Annotated in this window: 14 protein-coding genes; 7 read left to right on the forward strand and 7 right to left on the reverse strand. The window is 70.9% G+C overall.

Annotation, left to right across the window (positions count from 1 at the left end; translation table 11 throughout):
- Positions 1-336: 336 nt before the first annotated feature.
- From QK288_RS16470 to QK288_RS16495, 6 genes are all read left to right on the forward strand, one after another.
- Positions 337-891, forward strand: a complete 555-nt coding sequence (locus tag QK288_RS16470) for an alternate-type signal peptide domain-containing protein (protein WP_281265346.1) — start codon at positions 337-339, stop codon at positions 889-891.
- A 68-nt stretch (positions 892-959) separates the two neighbouring features.
- Complete coding sequence (locus QK288_RS16475) at positions 960-1,559, forward strand: TasA family protein (protein ID WP_281265347.1); 600 nt, start codon at positions 960-962, stop codon at positions 1,557-1,559.
- On the forward strand, positions 1,556-2,449 hold the full coding sequence (locus QK288_RS16480; RefSeq protein ID WP_281265348.1) for a hypothetical protein: 894 nt from the start codon (positions 1,556-1,558) through the stop codon (positions 2,447-2,449). The genes QK288_RS16475 and QK288_RS16480 overlap by 4 nt, the downstream gene beginning before the upstream one ends.
- A complete protein-coding gene (locus tag QK288_RS16485; RefSeq protein WP_281265349.1) occupies positions 2,437-3,027 on the forward strand; it encodes a signal peptidase I in 591 nt (196 codons plus the stop codon). The genes QK288_RS16480 and QK288_RS16485 overlap by 13 nt, the downstream gene beginning before the upstream one ends.
- 11 nt (positions 3,028-3,038) lie before the next feature.
- A complete protein-coding gene (locus QK288_RS16490) occupies positions 3,039-3,566 on the forward strand; it encodes a hypothetical protein (RefSeq protein ID WP_281265350.1) in 528 nt (175 codons plus the stop codon).
- A 36-nt stretch (positions 3,567-3,602) separates the two neighbouring features.
- Entirely contained in the window at positions 3,603-4,919 is a 1,317-nt protein-coding gene (locus tag QK288_RS16495; protein ID WP_281265351.1) for a GNAT family N-acetyltransferase, read from the forward strand.
- A 132-nt stretch (positions 4,920-5,051) separates the two neighbouring features.
- Here the strand turns inward: QK288_RS16495 and QK288_RS16500 are convergent, their stop codons facing one another.
- The 6 genes from QK288_RS16500 to QK288_RS16525 form a co-directional block, all read right to left on the reverse strand.
- A complete protein-coding gene (locus QK288_RS16500) occupies positions 5,052-6,584 on the reverse strand; it encodes an NlpC/P60 family protein (RefSeq protein WP_281265352.1) in 1,533 nt (510 codons plus the stop codon).
- A gap of 143 nt (positions 6,585-6,727) precedes the next feature.
- Entirely contained in the window at positions 6,728-7,726 is a 999-nt protein-coding gene (locus QK288_RS16505) for an ABC transporter permease (protein ID WP_281265353.1), read from the reverse strand.
- On the reverse strand, positions 7,723-8,661 hold the full coding sequence (locus tag QK288_RS16510) for an ABC transporter permease (RefSeq protein WP_281265354.1): 939 nt from the start codon (positions 8,659-8,661) through the stop codon (positions 7,723-7,725). Before QK288_RS16510 ends, QK288_RS16505 begins: the two co-directional genes overlap by 4 nt.
- Positions 8,658-10,388: a dipeptide ABC transporter ATP-binding protein gene (locus QK288_RS16515; protein WP_281265355.1), complete on the reverse strand. Its 1,731-nt coding sequence runs from the start codon at positions 10,386-10,388 to the stop codon at positions 8,658-8,660. The genes QK288_RS16510 and QK288_RS16515 overlap by 4 nt, the downstream gene beginning before the upstream one ends.
- Positions 10,385-12,052 (reverse strand): ABC transporter substrate-binding protein, encoded by a 1,668-nt coding sequence (locus QK288_RS16520; protein ID WP_281265356.1) that lies wholly within the window; start codon positions 12,050-12,052, stop codon positions 10,385-10,387. The genes QK288_RS16515 and QK288_RS16520 overlap by 4 nt, the downstream gene beginning before the upstream one ends.
- A 263-nt stretch (positions 12,053-12,315) precedes the next feature.
- Positions 12,316-13,596, reverse strand: a complete 1,281-nt coding sequence (locus tag QK288_RS16525) for an MFS transporter (protein ID WP_281265357.1) — start codon at positions 13,594-13,596, stop codon at positions 12,316-12,318.
- Between the two features lie 55 nt (positions 13,597-13,651).
- Here QK288_RS16525 and QK288_RS16530 point away from each other — a divergent pair, with 55 nt between their 5' ends.
- Positions 13,652-14,608 carry a helix-turn-helix domain-containing protein gene (locus tag QK288_RS16530; protein WP_281265358.1) on the forward strand — a complete coding sequence of 319 codons (957 nt, stop codon included), beginning with the start codon at positions 13,652-13,654 and terminating at the stop codon, positions 14,606-14,608.
- 21 nt (positions 14,609-14,629) lie between these two features.
- Here the strand turns inward: QK288_RS16530 and QK288_RS16535 are convergent, their stop codons facing one another.
- The gene (locus QK288_RS16535) at positions 14,630-15,106 is read right to left on the reverse strand and encodes a DUF2510 domain-containing protein (protein ID WP_281265359.1); all 477 of its coding nucleotides are present in this window, start codon (positions 15,104-15,106) and stop codon (positions 14,630-14,632) included.
- Positions 15,107-15,216 lie beyond the last annotated feature (110 nt).

Raw genomic sequence — 15,216 nt, forward strand, 5'->3', positions numbered from 1 at the left:
GGCCGGGCGCATTCCTGTGCTTGTCGTCCGTGATCGGGGTACAAACAGTGTCCGCTGTCTCGGGGACAAAAATGGCCCCCGGATTGGGTGCATTCAGACGCATGATTCCTCTTGTCCGCACTTTGGGGGACGGGTAGTTTCGATACCGGAACGAATCCTGCCCGCCCAGGTCGTCAGCAGTCGCTCACGACCCCGGAGCCCGGCGATCCGCTCTCGGCACAGGTCAGCCGCGGCCCCCGACCCCCGGGGCCGATGACACCGTCCTGCCGGCGCGCCAACCCGAACCCGCGTGCCGGTGGCCTTCCGCGCCCCTGTGTGCGCAGAAACGGACTCCTCATGCACAAGATCGTCACCGGTGCCATCGCCGGCGCCGCCGGCGTCGCGCTCCTCCTCGGCGGAGCGGGCACCTTCGCCCTCTGGAACGCCAGCGCCTCCACCGCCGCCAGCGCTGTCAGCTCGGGCACGCTCACGCTCAGCGCGGCGAACGACGGCGTCTGGACCGACATCACCAACGGACGCTCGACGACCATCAACCCCGCGAACGTCCTCATGGTGCCCGGCAACAAGTACCAGTTCACGCAGACGCTGAACATCGGCGCGACCGGCCAGGACCTCAAGGCCAACCTGACCTACGCGAGCCAGAGCATCACGGGCGACTCGGCCCTGGTCGCCGCGACCACGAAGACGCTCGCCGTGACCTCGACGAGCGCGTCGGTCGTGCAGTCGACCTCGAATGCGAACACCTTCGTGGTGTCGCCGTCGAGCACCACCTCCCCCGTCAAGGTCGTCTTCACGATCGAGCTGCCGTCCTCGGCGACGACGGGCCAGAACGGCACCGTGAACGTCGGTGCGCTCGCCTTCACGCTGACGCAGACCGCGATCGGCTCCTGATCCGCGGCGTGGTCGGCCCCTGATCCGCCGACCACGCCGCTCCCTCCACGACCAGCGGGGAGACGCGCATGACGAACGCACCGACGGGACGCCACCGTGCCCCGCGCGCTCGCCTGCGCTTCCACGCCTGGGCATGGCTCGCCTCCCTCGTCGTGGCGGTCGCCGTGGCGACGACGCTGCTCGGCACCGGCGGCACCTACGCCCTCTGGAACGCCTCGGCGAGCACGAACGCATCGAGCGTCAAGTCCGGCACCGCCACCGTCACGGTCGGTGCGCTCAGCCCGATGAACACCTCGGTGCTCGCGCCCGGTCGCAGCACGACCGGCACGTTCACCGTGAAGAACACCGGATCGGTGCCGCTCTCGATCCGCGTCGCGACGACCGCCACCAAGGTCTCGTACGCGAGCGCGTCCGACGCCACGGTCCTCGGCGCGCAGACGCTCCGGCTGGCCTCGGTGAACACCACAGCCGACTGCCGCGGCGGTCTGTCCGGCGCGAGCGGCCCGATCGCCACCTTCGACACCGGGAGCGGCTACTACACCCTGCCCGTCGGAGCGACCGGCATCGCCTGCATCCAGCTCGGCCTCGGCTCCGACGCACCGCAGTCTGTCGCCGGAGCGGTGACGGACTTCACGCTCACCGTCACGGGAACGCAGGTGGCACCGTGAGCCGCCGGCTCCGCGTGGTGCTCGCTGCGCTGCTCGCCGTCGTGTTCGTCGTCGGTGGCTCGACCGCCGCCTGGGCACTCTGGACCACCAGCGGGACCACGTCGTCGAGCACGACGATCGGCAAGATGTCCGCGTCGATCAGCGGCACGAGCGACATGACCACGACGTTCTCGTCGACGGTCACCTCGGTGACCAAGCCGGTCACGCTCACGAACTCGGGATCGATCGCCGGGACGACCTCCACGACGGTGTCCGTCGTCGCCGGGAGCTCGACCGCGCTGGCGCAGGCGATCTCCGTCGTCGCGTGGCCGGTCGCGTCGACGACGGCGTGCACCGCGTCCACCGCGGTGGGCACGGGATCGGTGAGCGGCACGTGGGCGTCCCTGCCGAGCATGACCTCGGACCTCGCCGCCGGCGCCGCAGCCGTGTGGTGCGTCCGGAGCACACCGACGTCGTCCGCTCCCGCATCGACCACGACGAACGTGAACATCGCGCTGACGGTCGTCGCGGGGACGTGGACGTCCGCCCCGGTCCAGGGCGGCTTCTACATGAACACCTCGGCCGCTTCGACGGCCTCCCCCGCCCTCACCTGCACGGACCACAGCGGGAACTACGTCGACGTCCGGTGGCCGGCGTCGTCGCGTCCGACGGACACCTCCTACGCAGCCTTCGTGAAGGACACCCAGGTCGGACAGAAGGCACAGGACTACTCGGGGTTCATCACGATCGCGCCGTCGGACGTCCCGTCGAGTGTCGCCACGAGCGGCACGCAGACCGTCGTCGTCAAGGTGCTCGACAGCGCGGGGAAGCCGACGAGCACCGTCGCCGGGAGCGGCTCCGTGACGCTCTTCACCCAGAACGACGGGCCGGCGATCCGATGCGGCGCCTGAACACGGCGCGGGAGCGCACCGGATGGCGAGCGGTCCTGCACGCCGTCGCGCTCGGCCTCAGCACCGGGATGCTCGTCATCGTGGCGGGACTCGCCGTCGTCCTCATCGTCATCCCGAAGGCGACGGGCTCGACCCCGCTCACGGTCCTGACCCAGTCGATGGAACCGACGCTGCCGCCCGGGACGCTCCTCGTCGTCGAGCCCACCCCGCTCGAGGACATCCGGATCGGCGACGTCGTCACGTACCAGATCGTCTCCGGGCAGCCGGCCGTGATCAGCCACCGCGTGGTCGCCGTCGAGTCGTCCTCCGACGGTGCCCGCACGTTCGTGCTCAAGGGCGACAACAACGCGGAGCCGGACCCCTCGCCGGTGACCGCCGCCCAGGTCCGCGGTGTCGTCTGGTACAGCATCCCCGAGGTCGGGTACGTCAACCAGTTGGTCAACGGGTCCCGTGGCTGGCTGATCCCCGTCGTCGCTGGCATCCTGCTGGCCTACAGCGCGGCCATGATCACCATCGGGGTGACGTCATCGGTCCGCCGCCGACGTCGATCGCGCGGAGGTCGTGGGCGCCACGTCTAGGCTCGGGTGACGTGACGGACGGAGTGATGCGCGCACGCGAACTGCTCGACGAGGCCGCACGACGCCTCCGCGACGCGGACGTGCCGGACGAGGCGCTCGGCGAGTACGTCGAGCCGAAGGCGGTGCTCGGGATCCGCCGTGAACCGACGATGCGTCCGCTCGGACGGGTGTGGCGAGTGGGGGCGCTGCTCATCGGGTCGTCGCTCGAGACCGGTGGCCGGGTGTGGGCGACGGGGACGATCACCCGGGTCACCGAGCCCGGCCGGTCCCAGTTCCAGTCGGTGTCGGCCGAGGTCCGCCGGGCGTACCGGGCTGCGGCCGCGCGCGGGCACTTCCACGCGGGCGACACCGTCAACCACGGCGCGGAGCCGATCCCGCTCGACGAGCACCTGATCGGTGCCGACGGCGCGTTGTTCGTGCAGGACGACGAGCCCCTCGTCCGCTGGTCGCCGGCAGCCGACACGGCCGTGCCACTCGCCGAGTACCTCGCCGACCGGGTCGGGCTGCTCGTCGATCCGCCAGCAGGCGCGACGGACTGACCCCGGGCGGTCACCGGGCACCGATAGGGTCGGCTCGTGCCGATCAACGACGAATTCGACGCCCGCTTCGACCTGCGGGAGTTCACCCCTGCCACCGACGACTCCGGCGCGCCCGACGAGCGCACCGCGGACTGGATGCGCTCCGTGGGCATGGGCTTCCACGAGGCGGACCCGTCGCCGGAGACCGCCGCGCGCATGGCGTCCCACTTCATCGCCGACGAGGAGACGTTCCTCGGCGTGTACGTCCGGGAGCCCTTCCCCGGGTCCGTGGACGAGACCTGGCCGGCCGGCACCTTCACGTGGTTCCGGAAGGCGCTCTCGTGGGGCGACGGCAGCACCGTCGACACGCAGGCGATCTCCGCGGTGACCGTGCGGCCCACCGAACGCCGACGCGGGATCCTCCGCGCGATGATGACCCACGCCCTCCGCCGCGGAGTCGAGGAGGGCTACGCGATGGCGTCGCTCACCGCCTCTGAGGGGACGATCTACCGGCGCTTCGGCTTCGGCTGCGCCATCCGTGAGCGCGCCGTCAGCGTCCGACGCAACCGGGCGCTCCCGTTCCTCGTGCCGACCACGGGGACCGTGTCCGTCGTGCCGCTCTCGTGGCTCGCGGACGGTGTCGGTCAGGACGTCTTCGCGCGCTTCGACGCCCGGACGCCCGGCTCGATGGTGCGCAACACGGGGACCTGGCCGGTCGTCTTCGGCGAGCTGACCGGGGACGGCGAGAAGGCGAAGGACGTCAGGGCTGCCGTGCACCGGGCGGACGGGTCCGACGACGTCGACGGGTACGTCACCTGGCGCGTGAAGGAATCCGGTAAGGACACCGCGGTCGAGATCGTCGACCTGGTGTACGCGACCGACGAGGCCTACCTGTCGCTCTGGGAGTTCCTGCTCTCGATCGACCTCAACGACGTCGTGAAGTACAACCGGTCGCGGCTCGACGACCCGATCGTCGCAGCACTCGGGGACAACCGGGCGTACGACGTCGACCACGAGGAAGACCACGTCTGGCTCCGTGTCCTCGACGTCGCCGCGTCCCTGACGACCCGGCCGTACGCTGCCGACGGCTCGGTCACGCTCGCGGTCACCGACTCGCTCGGGTTCGCGGCGGGGACGTACCGGCTCGACGTGTCCGGTGGGGTCGGGACCGTGACGCGGCTTTCCGCCACCGCTGAGCCCGACGTCGACGTCGCGCTCGACGTGGCCGACCTCGGGGCGCTGCTCATCGGGTCGGTGGACCCGGTGACGCTCGCAGCCGCCGGGCTCCTGCGCGCGTCGGACCCGGCGGTGCCGGTGCGGCTCCGTGCGATGCTCCTGCCGCCGCGCACCCCCCACGGCATCACGTACTTCTGACGCGGGGCGCCGCGGCGCGTTCCGCTCCTGCACAACCGAAAGCAGTCCGCACCACGCGAACACGTGGTGCGGACTGCTTTCGGTTGTGCGAGGACCTGTCGTGCGACAGGCCCCCGCGTCAGCCGAGCAACCTCACTGGGCGAGGATGGCCGGGCTCGTCCCCGCCTTCATGCCCACGGGGAACGCCGTCGCGGCGTTGTCGTTGGTGACCGTCCACAGGGCATCCGTGTTCGTCTCGACGGCCACGACGTACCCACTGCCGACCGCGGCGATCGACGGGCTGGTGCCCGCCTCCATGCCGATGTCGAACGCGGTCGCCGCCTTCCCGTTCGTGATCGTCCAGAGCTTCCCGGTGTTCGTCTGCACCGCGATGACGTAGCCGCCACTGGAGATCGGCAGGATCGCCGGGCTCGTGCCCGTCTTCATGCCGACGCCGAACGACGTCGCCGCCTTGGTGTTCGTCACGCTCCACAGATCACCGGTGTTGGTCTGTGCTGCGATGACGTAGCCGCCGTTGCTGGTCGCCGTGATCGCCGGGCTGGTGCCCGCCATCATGCCGATGCCGAACGACGTCGCCGCGTTCGTGTTCGTCACGCTCCACAGGTCACCCGTGGTGGTCTGCACCGCCACCACGTAGCCGCTCCCGACCGCGGCGATGGACGGGCTCGTCCCGGCCTTCATGCCGATGTCGAACGCGGTCGCTGCCTTGGTGTTCGTGATCGTCCAGAGCTTGCCCGTGTTCGTCTGGACCGCGACGACGTACCCGCCACCAGCGGTCGAGATGATCGACGGGCTCGTCCCGGCCTTCATCCCGACGGGGAACGAGGTCGCTGCGCCGTCCGAGGTGATCGTCCACAGACTGCCGCCCTGGGCCTGGAACGCACTGACGTACTTGCCACCGGGTAGCGCCGCGATCGCCGGGCTCGTGCCGGCTGCGACGCCGACGTCGTAGGCGGTCGCGGCCTTCTTCGCCGTGATGCTCCACAGCTTGCCCGTGTTGACCTGGGCCGCGGTCACGTAGGACGAGTTCGTCACCGTCCCGCCGCCTGACCCCACGCCGGTCAGCGAACCGGTCGGGCGCCCGACGACGTCGAGGAGCTCCTCACCGGGCTCCGACCAGAGCGTCTGTTCCTTCACGCCTTCACCGGGGGCGGCCGCCGCCACCATGTACCCGCCACCGAGGTAGATCCCGTCGTGGAGGAAGTTCCCGCTCGTCGAGCCGTTGCTCGTCCAGAACAGGATGTCTCCGGGCTGCGCGTTCGACCGCGACACCATGTGACTCTTCAGCGCGTTGTACTCGTCACCGACGACGGGCCGCGACGCGCCGCCCGACAGGTCGATGCCGGCCTGCAGGTACGCCTTCCAGACGAGTCCTGAGCAGTCCCACGCGTCCGGCCCGTTGCCGCCGAGCGCGTAGTACGTGTTCGGGTTCTTTCCGCCGTTGCTCGTGCTCCACATGCTCTCGGCGTAGGCGATGGCGCTGTTCGCCTGTGCGGACGGGCCTCCGCCGGTGTTGAGCCCTGGCTGCCCGGCGAGCGCGGGAGCTGCGGTCCCGATCGTGGCGACCACGGCGATCGCGGCGACCGCGACCGTGATGAACGTGTTCCTGGTCCGGGTACGGACCGGCCGCGACGTGGCGTCGCGGCCCCCCTGTGTGATGTTCACGATCGAACTGTTCACCCGCCTCGAAACGGGCGACAAGTCCTCCGTTCGGCGGACTCCGACGACGATCGTGATGCTGGTGCGGCGCGGCCGTGCGAACGTGTACGGAGTCTCAGCGAGGACGCCACGAACGGCGCCGCCCGTGACTACGCCCGGCGCCGCACCCGCGGGTCCACGAACGCGTAGACCACGTCGACGATGACGTTCGCCGTCACCACGAGGAACGCCGAGAACAGCGTGAACCCGACGACCACCTGCAGGTCGAGCGTGTGCACCGCGTCGATGAGCAGCGCACCGAGCCCCTGCATCGAGAAGACCTTCTCGGTGATGACCGCACCGCCGAGCAGCGAGCCGAGGTCGAGACCGAACAGTGTCACCACGGGCAGGATCGCGGTGCGCAGCCCGTGCCGCACGACGACCTGACGTTCCCGGATGCCCTTCGCGCGGGCCGTCCGGACGAAGTCCTGCGACATCGACTCGAGCATCTCGCCCCGCGTGAGCCTGGCGTAGATCGCCGCGCTGATGAACGCGAGCACGCACCACGGCAGTACCAGGTGCGTGAACCACCCCACCGGATCGTCGGTGAACGCCACGTAGCCGCTCGTCGGCAGGACCCCGAGGACGAACCCGAACAGCAGGATCGCCAGCAGGCCGACCAGGTACGACGGTGCGGACACCCCCGCGACGGCGATCCCCATGACCGTGCGGTCCAGGGCGGATCCGCGGCGGAGCGCCGAGACCGCTCCCCCGGCGACCCCCGCGACGAGCCACAGCACCGCGGCACCGACGGCGATCGACGCGGTGACGGGCAGGCGCGTCACGATGAGCGACGTCACGCTGTCGTGGAGCTGGAACGAGTACCCGAAGCAGGGTGCCGCACAGTGGATCACCGAGGCACCGGTGCCGAACGTGCGCCCGGTGAAGATGCCGCCGAGGTACGCCAGGAACTGTGCGATCCACGGCTTGTCGGTCCCGAGGAACGCCTGCACCTCGCGCAGACGGTCGGGCGTGCAGGGCTTGTCGCAGATCGCGCGTGCCGGGTTCGTCGGCAGCAGCATGAACAGCGCGTAGGTCACCGCGGCGACGACGAGCAGCACCACGACGGCGCCGAGCACCCGGAAGAGGACGAAGCGGAAGGTGGTCATCGCGTGCCTCCCCGCGGGTCGAGGGCGTCACGGAGCGCGTCGCCGAGGACGTTGAACGCCAGGGTGATGAGGAACAGTGCGGCACCGGGGAACACGAGGTACATCGGGTCGGTCTGCACCCATCCGATCGCGTCGCCGATGCTGCGCCCCCACGACGGCGTCGGCGGGGTGACCCCGACGGCGAGGAAGGACAGCGCTGCCTCCGCACCGATCATCGAGGGGATCGAGATCGTCGCGTAGACCGTGATCGTCGCGGCGAGGTTCGGCAGGAGCTGCGTCCGGATCACGTGCCAGCGGCCGGCCCCGAGCGCGGTGGACGCGACGACGTAGTTGCGGGTGCGGAGCGACATCGTCTGACCGCGGATCACACGCGCGACGGACGGCCAGCCGAAGAACCCGATGACGAGCACGACGAGCACTGGTTTCGGGAACGAGGTCGGCACGATCGCGGTGAGGGCGATCATGAAGACCAGGGACGGGAACCCGAACATGACGTCGACCACGCGGGAGAGCACCCGGTCGTACCAGCCGCCGAAGAACCCGGTCGTGACCCCGACGAGCACCCCGATGACCAGCGACATGGCCGTCGCTGCGAGCCCGATCCCGAGCGAGGTCCGCGCACCGTACGTCACGATCGCGAACAGGTCCCGCCCGGTCAACGGCTCGACGCCGAACCAGTGCGTGCCGCTCACGCCGCCGAGCGCCCCGCGGGGCGCACCGAACGAGTTGAGCGCATTGATGTCGTACGAGTACGGGTCCTGCCCGCTGATCGCGGCGATCACCGGAGCGAACACGGCGACGAGGAGGAACACCACGATGACGATCGCCGATGCGACGGCCCAGCGGTCCCGGCGGACACGACGGACCACCGCACGGAACCCGGTCGAACGGGCGCCGGACGCGGCGACGGGCCGGTCGACGACGTTCGCGCTCATGCGACACCTCCGGTCAGCGCACGCCACGCATCGCGCCGGGCGGCCTGACGTGCGGGGTCGGCCACGGGCGCGGCGGCGAGCAGCATGCGGGTGTAGTCCTCCTGTGGGTCGTCCAGCACGGTCGACGTGTCGCCGCGTTCGACGATGCGGCCGTCGTGGAGCACGACGACCTCGTCCGCGAGCTGCCGCACCACCGCGAGGTCGTGGCTGACGAGCAGCATCCCGAAGCCGAACTCGTCCTGCAGCGACGAGAGCAGCTCGAGCACGGCGGCCTGCACGGTCACGTCGAGGGCCGAGGTCGGCTCGTCGGCGATCACGAGCGCCGGACGCAGCGCGAGTGCTCGGGCGACGGCGACACGCTGCCGCTGACCCCCGGAGAGTTCGTGCGGGAAGCGCTCCGCCCACGACGGGTCGAGCTGCACCGCGACGAGGAGGTCGTGGACGCGGCTCGTCCGGTCCGCCGCGGAGACGCCGTGCACGAGCAGCGGCTCGGCGATGCTCCAGCCGATGGTCTGCCGCGGATTGAGCGACGATGCCGGGTCCTGGAACACGATCCCGACACGGCTCCGGATCTCGCGCAGCCGACGGCCACGTGCCGTGCGGAGGTCGCTGCCGTCCACCTCGACGGCGCCGGCGACGACGGGCACGAGCCCGGCGAGAGCTCGCCCGATGGTCGACTTGCCGGAACCGGACTCCCCGACGAGGCCCAGCGTCCCGCCCGCGCGCAGTTCGAGGTCGATCCCGCTGACCGTCGGCGCACCGCGGCGGTCGTACCGGACCGCCACGTCGCGCATCCGCGCGACAACCGGACGGGAGGCTCGGCTCGCCTCCGCCCCATCGGTCCCGTCCGCAGGTGGCGGGGCGGACGCGGGACGCCCCTCTCCCCGCGAGCTCGGCCGTCCCGCCGCTCCGCAGGCTCCGCGGCGCGCCGGAACCGGCTCGACGGGGCCCAGGCTGGGGACCGCTGCCAAGAGGGCGCGCGTGTACGCGGCCTGCGGCGCTCGGAACAGTGCGGCCACCGCGCCGTGCTCGACGGGCTCGCCGCGTCGCATCACGAGGACCTCGTCGGCGACGTCCGCGACCACGCCCATGTCGTGCGTGATCAGCAGCACGGCCAGCTCGCGCTCGCGGCAGAGCGTCCGGAGCAGGTCGAGGATGCCCGCCTGCACCGTGACGTCGAGCGCCGTCGTCGGTTCGTCCGCGATCAGCGCCACCGGGTCACCCGCGAGCGCCATCGCGATCATCGCGCGCTGCAGCTGCCCACCGGAGAGCTCGTGCGGGTACGCCCTCCTGATCCGCTCCGGGTCGGCGAGCCCGGCGGACCGGAGCAGCTCGTCGATGCGTCCCGAGACCGCGGCGCGGTCGAGCCCACGTGGGTGCGCCCTGACCGCCTCGGCGATCTGCGTGCCGATCGACAGGACCGGGGTGAAGGAGTTCATCGGCTCCTGGAACACCACGCCGATGCCGGCGCCGCGAACAGCACGGAGCTCGTCGACGGATGCGCCGACGAGCTCGGCACCGCGGAAGCGGATGCTGCCGGACACCCGTGCCTGCGGCGGCAGGAGGCCGAGCACGCTCATGGCGCTGACGGACTTGCCCGAACCGGACTCGCCCACGAGGGCGAGCACACGACCGGGTGTCAGGTCGAAGGAGACGTCACGGACGACGGGCTCCGCGTCGCCGAACGCGACGTGGAGCCCCTCGACCTGCAGGATCGGATCGGTCACTTGCCGAGCGAGACCTTGAGGTAGTTCGGGTACGCCGGGAAGTCCGCGATCTGGAAGTTCTGCACGTTCGATCCGGCGAGGAACGACTGCTTCGCGTAGGTCAGCGGGACGACCGGGGCGTCGGCCATGATCTTCCGGTCCGCCTCGGCCCAGAGCTTCTGCGCCGCCTTCTGGTCGATCGTGCCCGTGGCCTTCTCGATGAGGGCGTCGACCTCGGGGTTGCTGTACTTCGACACGTTGTAGCCGCCGTCGCCGATCTCCGACGATGCGTAGAGCGGCTGGATGTTGGCGTTCGCGCTCGGGAAGTCGGGCTGCCAGCTGAACAGCGCGAGGTCGAAGTCGCTGCCGTCGGTCGTCGCCGTGTAGAACGAGTCGATGTCGAGCGGCTTGAGCGTCACGGTGATGCCTGCCCGCTTGAGACCGGCCTGCAGCGCCTGCGCCTCGGCGAGGTTCGACGAGTCGTTCTGCGTCACGAGCGTGAGCTTCAGGTCCGTGACACCGGCGTCGGCGAGGAGCTTCTTCGCCTTGGCGACGTCACCCGTCGGACCCGGCTTGTACAGGTCGTAGTCCTGCCGCCCGGCGATGCCCGGCGTGATGAGGGTCGACGCGTAGGTACCGGCGAGCGCGCCACCCGCCGCGATCCGGTACGACTTCTTGTCCACCGCGTACTGCAGCGCCTTGCGCACCTGGAGGTCCTTGAGGGAGTCCTTCTGCGTGTTGATCGCCATGTAGTTGATCGGGCCGGCCTTCGACGTCGCCAGGCGGTCCTGTGCAGCAGGGTTCGACCGGACCTGGTTCAGCTCGGCCGCACCGAGGTAGGTCGCACCGAAGGAGTCCTTCGCGTCGCCGTTGTCGGCGATGAGCGTCTGGGTGACCGTCGACGGGTCCTGGCTCTCCTTGAACACGACCTTCGACGGACCCGCGGTGCGGACGTCGTCGGTCTTCGCGCTCCAGGACTTGTTCCGGACCAGCGTGATCTGCGAGCCCTGCTGGTTCGACTCGACCTGGTACGGGCCGGACGCGACCGGCTTGGCGTCGTACGCACCGGTGTCGGTGCCGTCACCCTCGGGGACCGGGGCGAACGCGGGCATCGACACGAGCCACGGCCAGTCGCCGTACGCCGCGTTCAGCTTGAACACGATCGTGGAGTCGTCGGGCGTCTCGATGCTGTCGAGGCTCTTGCCGTCGAACGGGCCCTTGTAGTCCGCCCCGCCGACCAGCAGCGACTTGTGGTAGCTCAGACCGCCGGTGAGCGTCGGCGCGAAGGAACGCTCGATGCCCCACTTGATGTCCTTCGTGGTGATCGGCGTCCCGTCCTGGAACTCCAGCCCCTTCTTGAGGTGGTACGTCCAGGTCTTGCCGCCGTCGCTCGAGTCGCCGGTGTTCGTCGCGAGGTCCGGGACCACCTTGGCGGTCTTGCCGGGCTGCACGTCCCACGCCGTCAGGCGACGGAGCACCAGGCCGAGCGTGGTGATGTTGAGGTTCTGGCTCGTCGCGGGGTCGAGGTGCACCGCGGTCGCCGTCGTGAGGATGTTGAGCGTGCCGCCCTTGCTGGTGCCGGCCGTCGCGTCGTCCGAGGCACCCCCGCCCGAGCAGCCGGTGAGGACCAGGGCTGCGGTTGCGGCCACGGCCGCGGTGATGGTCAGGCGCTTCGGGCGTCTCATGACGGTGGTGCTCCTCGTGGGGGTTGATGCTGCGGTGCTGCCGTGCTGCTGCGGCGGCGTCCATCCTGGCACCGGGCAGGGGCACCGGCACACGAGCACGACGCGCGACGAAACAATCCAAGTCGTCTGTTACGGCCGGCCATTCCCGATCCACCGCAGCCGAGCTGATACTCCAGTTTCGGTAGGCTGCTCGACGGACCCGTGACACCGCCGGATCGTGGGCCCCGGGGCGAATGCGTGAAGCCCGGGCCGCTCCACGTCGATCAGGCCGGTGCGCGGACGGCACGCCGGGCGATCGCGGCGGTCCCGAGTGCCGAGGCCAGGAACATCGCCGCGAGCACCGCCCACCCGACGGTACCGAGGTCGATGGCAGTCAGGGTCACCACGGCCGGAGCGACCATCGCACCCACCGCGTACCCGGTTCCGTACACACCCTGGTACGCGCCGACCCGATCCGCGGGCGCCATCTCGAAGCTCAGGCTCCACCCCGCCGCACTCGAGGTGATCTCCGCCAGCGAGTGCACGAGCGCCGCGACGACGAGCACCGCGCCGGCGATCGCCGCTGGCAGCCAGTCATCACCGGTGACCCACCCGGCTGCCGCCCACAGTCCGCACGCCACCGCCATCAGCCATCCTGCGTGCACCATCGACCGGCCGGCGCCCGCGATCGTGCCCGTCCCCCGGCTCATGCGGACCTGCAGGGCGATGACGACCGCGGTGTTCACGAGCAGCAGCGGCGAGACCAGGACGTCCGGCGCGACGGTGTGCCCGACGACCCAGAGCGGCACGGCGACCTCGAACAGTCCGAACTGGATGCCGAACACCCCGGTCAGCGCGGTCACGCCGAGGAACCGGGCGTCACGGTACGGCGAGCGCCCGTCGCGGACCGGTTGCACGATCGACCCGGTCTCGGTCCGCTCGGCCGCCGGCACGTCGACCCGGGCTCGCGACAACCCGAGCAGCATGAAGGCCGACGCCACGAACAGCACACCGGCCGCGACCATCGTCACCCGGTACGCGGCACCGGTGCCGACCGCGAGCGGGATGGCCGCGAGGGCCGTCCCCGCAGCGATGCCGATGTTCGTGACGGTGCGCATGGTCGCCCGGACGCGGACGCGCTCGCCGCCGGGGAAGGCGCGACCGATCGCGGCCGAGCGAACGGACGAGCCACCCTGCTGGGCCAGCGTGACGATCGAGGCCGTGACGACGAGGGACGCCAGGTCGTGCACGAGGACGTACCCGATGAGCGCGAGCCCCTGGACCAGGTGCAGCCAGACGAGCATCCGCCGCGCGCTCCACCGGTCCGCGAGGTGTCCGAACCCGAGCGAGCTGAGGACTCCGACCGCCCCCGCGACGGTGAGCCCCAGGCCGACCGCGACCGCGGGGATCCCGACGATCGTGGTGAGGTAGAGCGAGGTCAGGGTGAAGAACGCCCCGCGGCCGACGGTGTCGACGAGGGTCACGGTGAGCAGGCGTCGGAGGGTCGCGTCCTGCCGGACGAGGGTGCGGATCGGGACCTCGGGGGCTGCCGTGCTGGTGCTCACGGATCCTTTCTGGCCGATCGGGGCAGCCGAACGAATCGATGTAGCGTGGGGCTTCATGATCCGGTACCAGCTCGAGGCAAGCGACGTGTCGACGATCCGCTTCGGGATCTCCCCGCTGTCCGAGCTCGGACTCGGGTTGCGTGCGTTCCGGGCGCCCGAGCGCTACCCGCTGCAGCGGCCGTGGCTCGACGGCATCGCCGCCGTCCGACCGCTCCTCGACGACGAGGTCCTGCTCGGCCTCGTCGACGAGCGGCGGTGGGTGGCCGACTTCGTGAACCCGCGCCCGGAGTCGCCCCTGACGTCGTTCGACGACGAGCTCGTCGCGCTCGGCCGGATCACCCGGAAGCGCATGCACGACGACCTGGAGCGGGTGCACGGGACGGTCCCGACGGTGTTCACCGGCCGGCACGACGCCGTCGTCGCACGCCTCCAGCACGCCCTGTCCGACGCCTGGCGGCTCTGCTTCGCGCCGTACTGGCTCCGCATGCGCGCGGTGATGCAGTCCGACATCACGCACCGCGGACGCATCGCGGCGCACGAGGGTGTCGGCGCCGTCCTCCGCGGGCTCTCCGACTCGGTGCGCTTCGACGGCCGGAACCTCGACGTGCGGCTCTCGAGCCCGATCGCCCGCGACCGCCCGGTGCACGGCGAGGGCGTCACCCTGGTTCCGTCGATCTTCGTCGTCCGGGCGTCCACACCGATCGACGACGACCTGCCACCGACGATCATGTACCCGGCCAGGGGCCAGGGTGCGATGTGGTCAACCACCTCGCACCCCGACCAGAGCGCCGTCCGCGACCTGCTCGGCTCGACACGCGCCGGGCTCCTGCAGGCCCTCGGCGAACCGGCCTCGTCGACCGATCTCGCCATGCGGTTCGGTGTCTCGACCTCCGCCGTCAACCAGCACCTCCGCGTGCTCGAGCGCAGCGGCATGCTCAACCGGACGCGGTACGGTCGCGCCGTCCTGTACTACCGGAGCGACCTCGGTCAGGCACTCACCCGGGTGACGTAGCCCCGCCCGGCCGCGGCCGGCTCAGCCGAGTAGTTGCGCCGCCCGAGCCAGGAACGCTCCGGAGGCGGCGAGTCCGAGGATGATCGCCGCCAGCGAGACGCCGAAGCCCGTGACGCGCGATCCCGTGAGCTGTCCGGCGCGTGCGAGACCGATCGCGCCGAAGACGATGCCGAGGATGCCGGGGATCGCGAACACGTTGAAGAGGAACGCGATCAGCGCGAGGACGAGGCCGGCGTACCCGAAGGGGTTCGCCGCCCGCGTCGCCCGGTCCTTCGCGATCCGGGCCTTCCGACCCCGCAGCACGGGTTCGTCGTTCCAGGCGGCCTGCTGCGGGTACTCGGACGGTGCGGGTGGGCGTGGCGGGGCCTCGTAGACGGGCGCGGCGGCCGTCGCGAGCTGCGGCGCGGGGGCGAGCTGCCCCCACCTGGCGCCGTCCCACCACCTGGTCCGACTCGGGTCCTGCGGGTCCGGGTACCACCCGGCGATCGGCAGCGTCACTGTGCTCCCCTCGTTGCCTGCTCGGCAGCGTACGGCCGCAGCAGGTGGGCGCACAGACCCCAGTGCTGGTCACGCTGAGAGCGGCCGCCGGACGGGAGGCACGGCTCGCC

The organism is Curtobacterium sp. 9128 (genome assembly GCF_900086645.1).
In the GTDB taxonomy this organism is placed as follows: domain Bacteria; phylum Actinomycetota; class Actinomycetes; order Actinomycetales; family Microbacteriaceae; genus Curtobacterium.

What these genes read in the sequence shown, in the direction of transcription:
- QK288_RS16470 (WP_281265346.1), top strand. Translation starts at nt 337, where the DNA reads ATGCACAAGATCGTCACCGGTGCCATCGCCGGCGCCGCCGGCGTCGCG.
- QK288_RS16475 (WP_281265347.1), top strand. Translation starts at nt 960, where the DNA reads ATGACGAACGCACCGACGGGACGCCACCGTGCCCCGCGCGCTCGCCTG.
- QK288_RS16485 (WP_281265349.1), top strand. Translation starts at nt 2,437, where the DNA reads ATGCGGCGCCTGAACACGGCGCGGGAGCGCACCGGATGGCGAGCGGTC.
- QK288_RS16505 (WP_281265353.1), bottom strand. Translation starts at nt 7,726, where the DNA reads ATGACCACCTTCCGCTTCGTCCTCTTCCGGGTGCTCGGCGCCGTCGTG.
- QK288_RS16510 (WP_281265354.1), bottom strand. Translation starts at nt 8,661, where the DNA reads ATGAGCGCGAACGTCGTCGACCGGCCCGTCGCCGCGTCCGGCGCCCGT.
- QK288_RS16520 (WP_281265356.1), bottom strand. Translation starts at nt 12,052, where the DNA reads ATGAGACGCCCGAAGCGCCTGACCATCACCGCGGCCGTGGCCGCAACC.
- QK288_RS16530 (WP_281265358.1), top strand. Translation starts at nt 13,652, where the DNA reads ATGATCCGGTACCAGCTCGAGGCAAGCGACGTGTCGACGATCCGCTTC.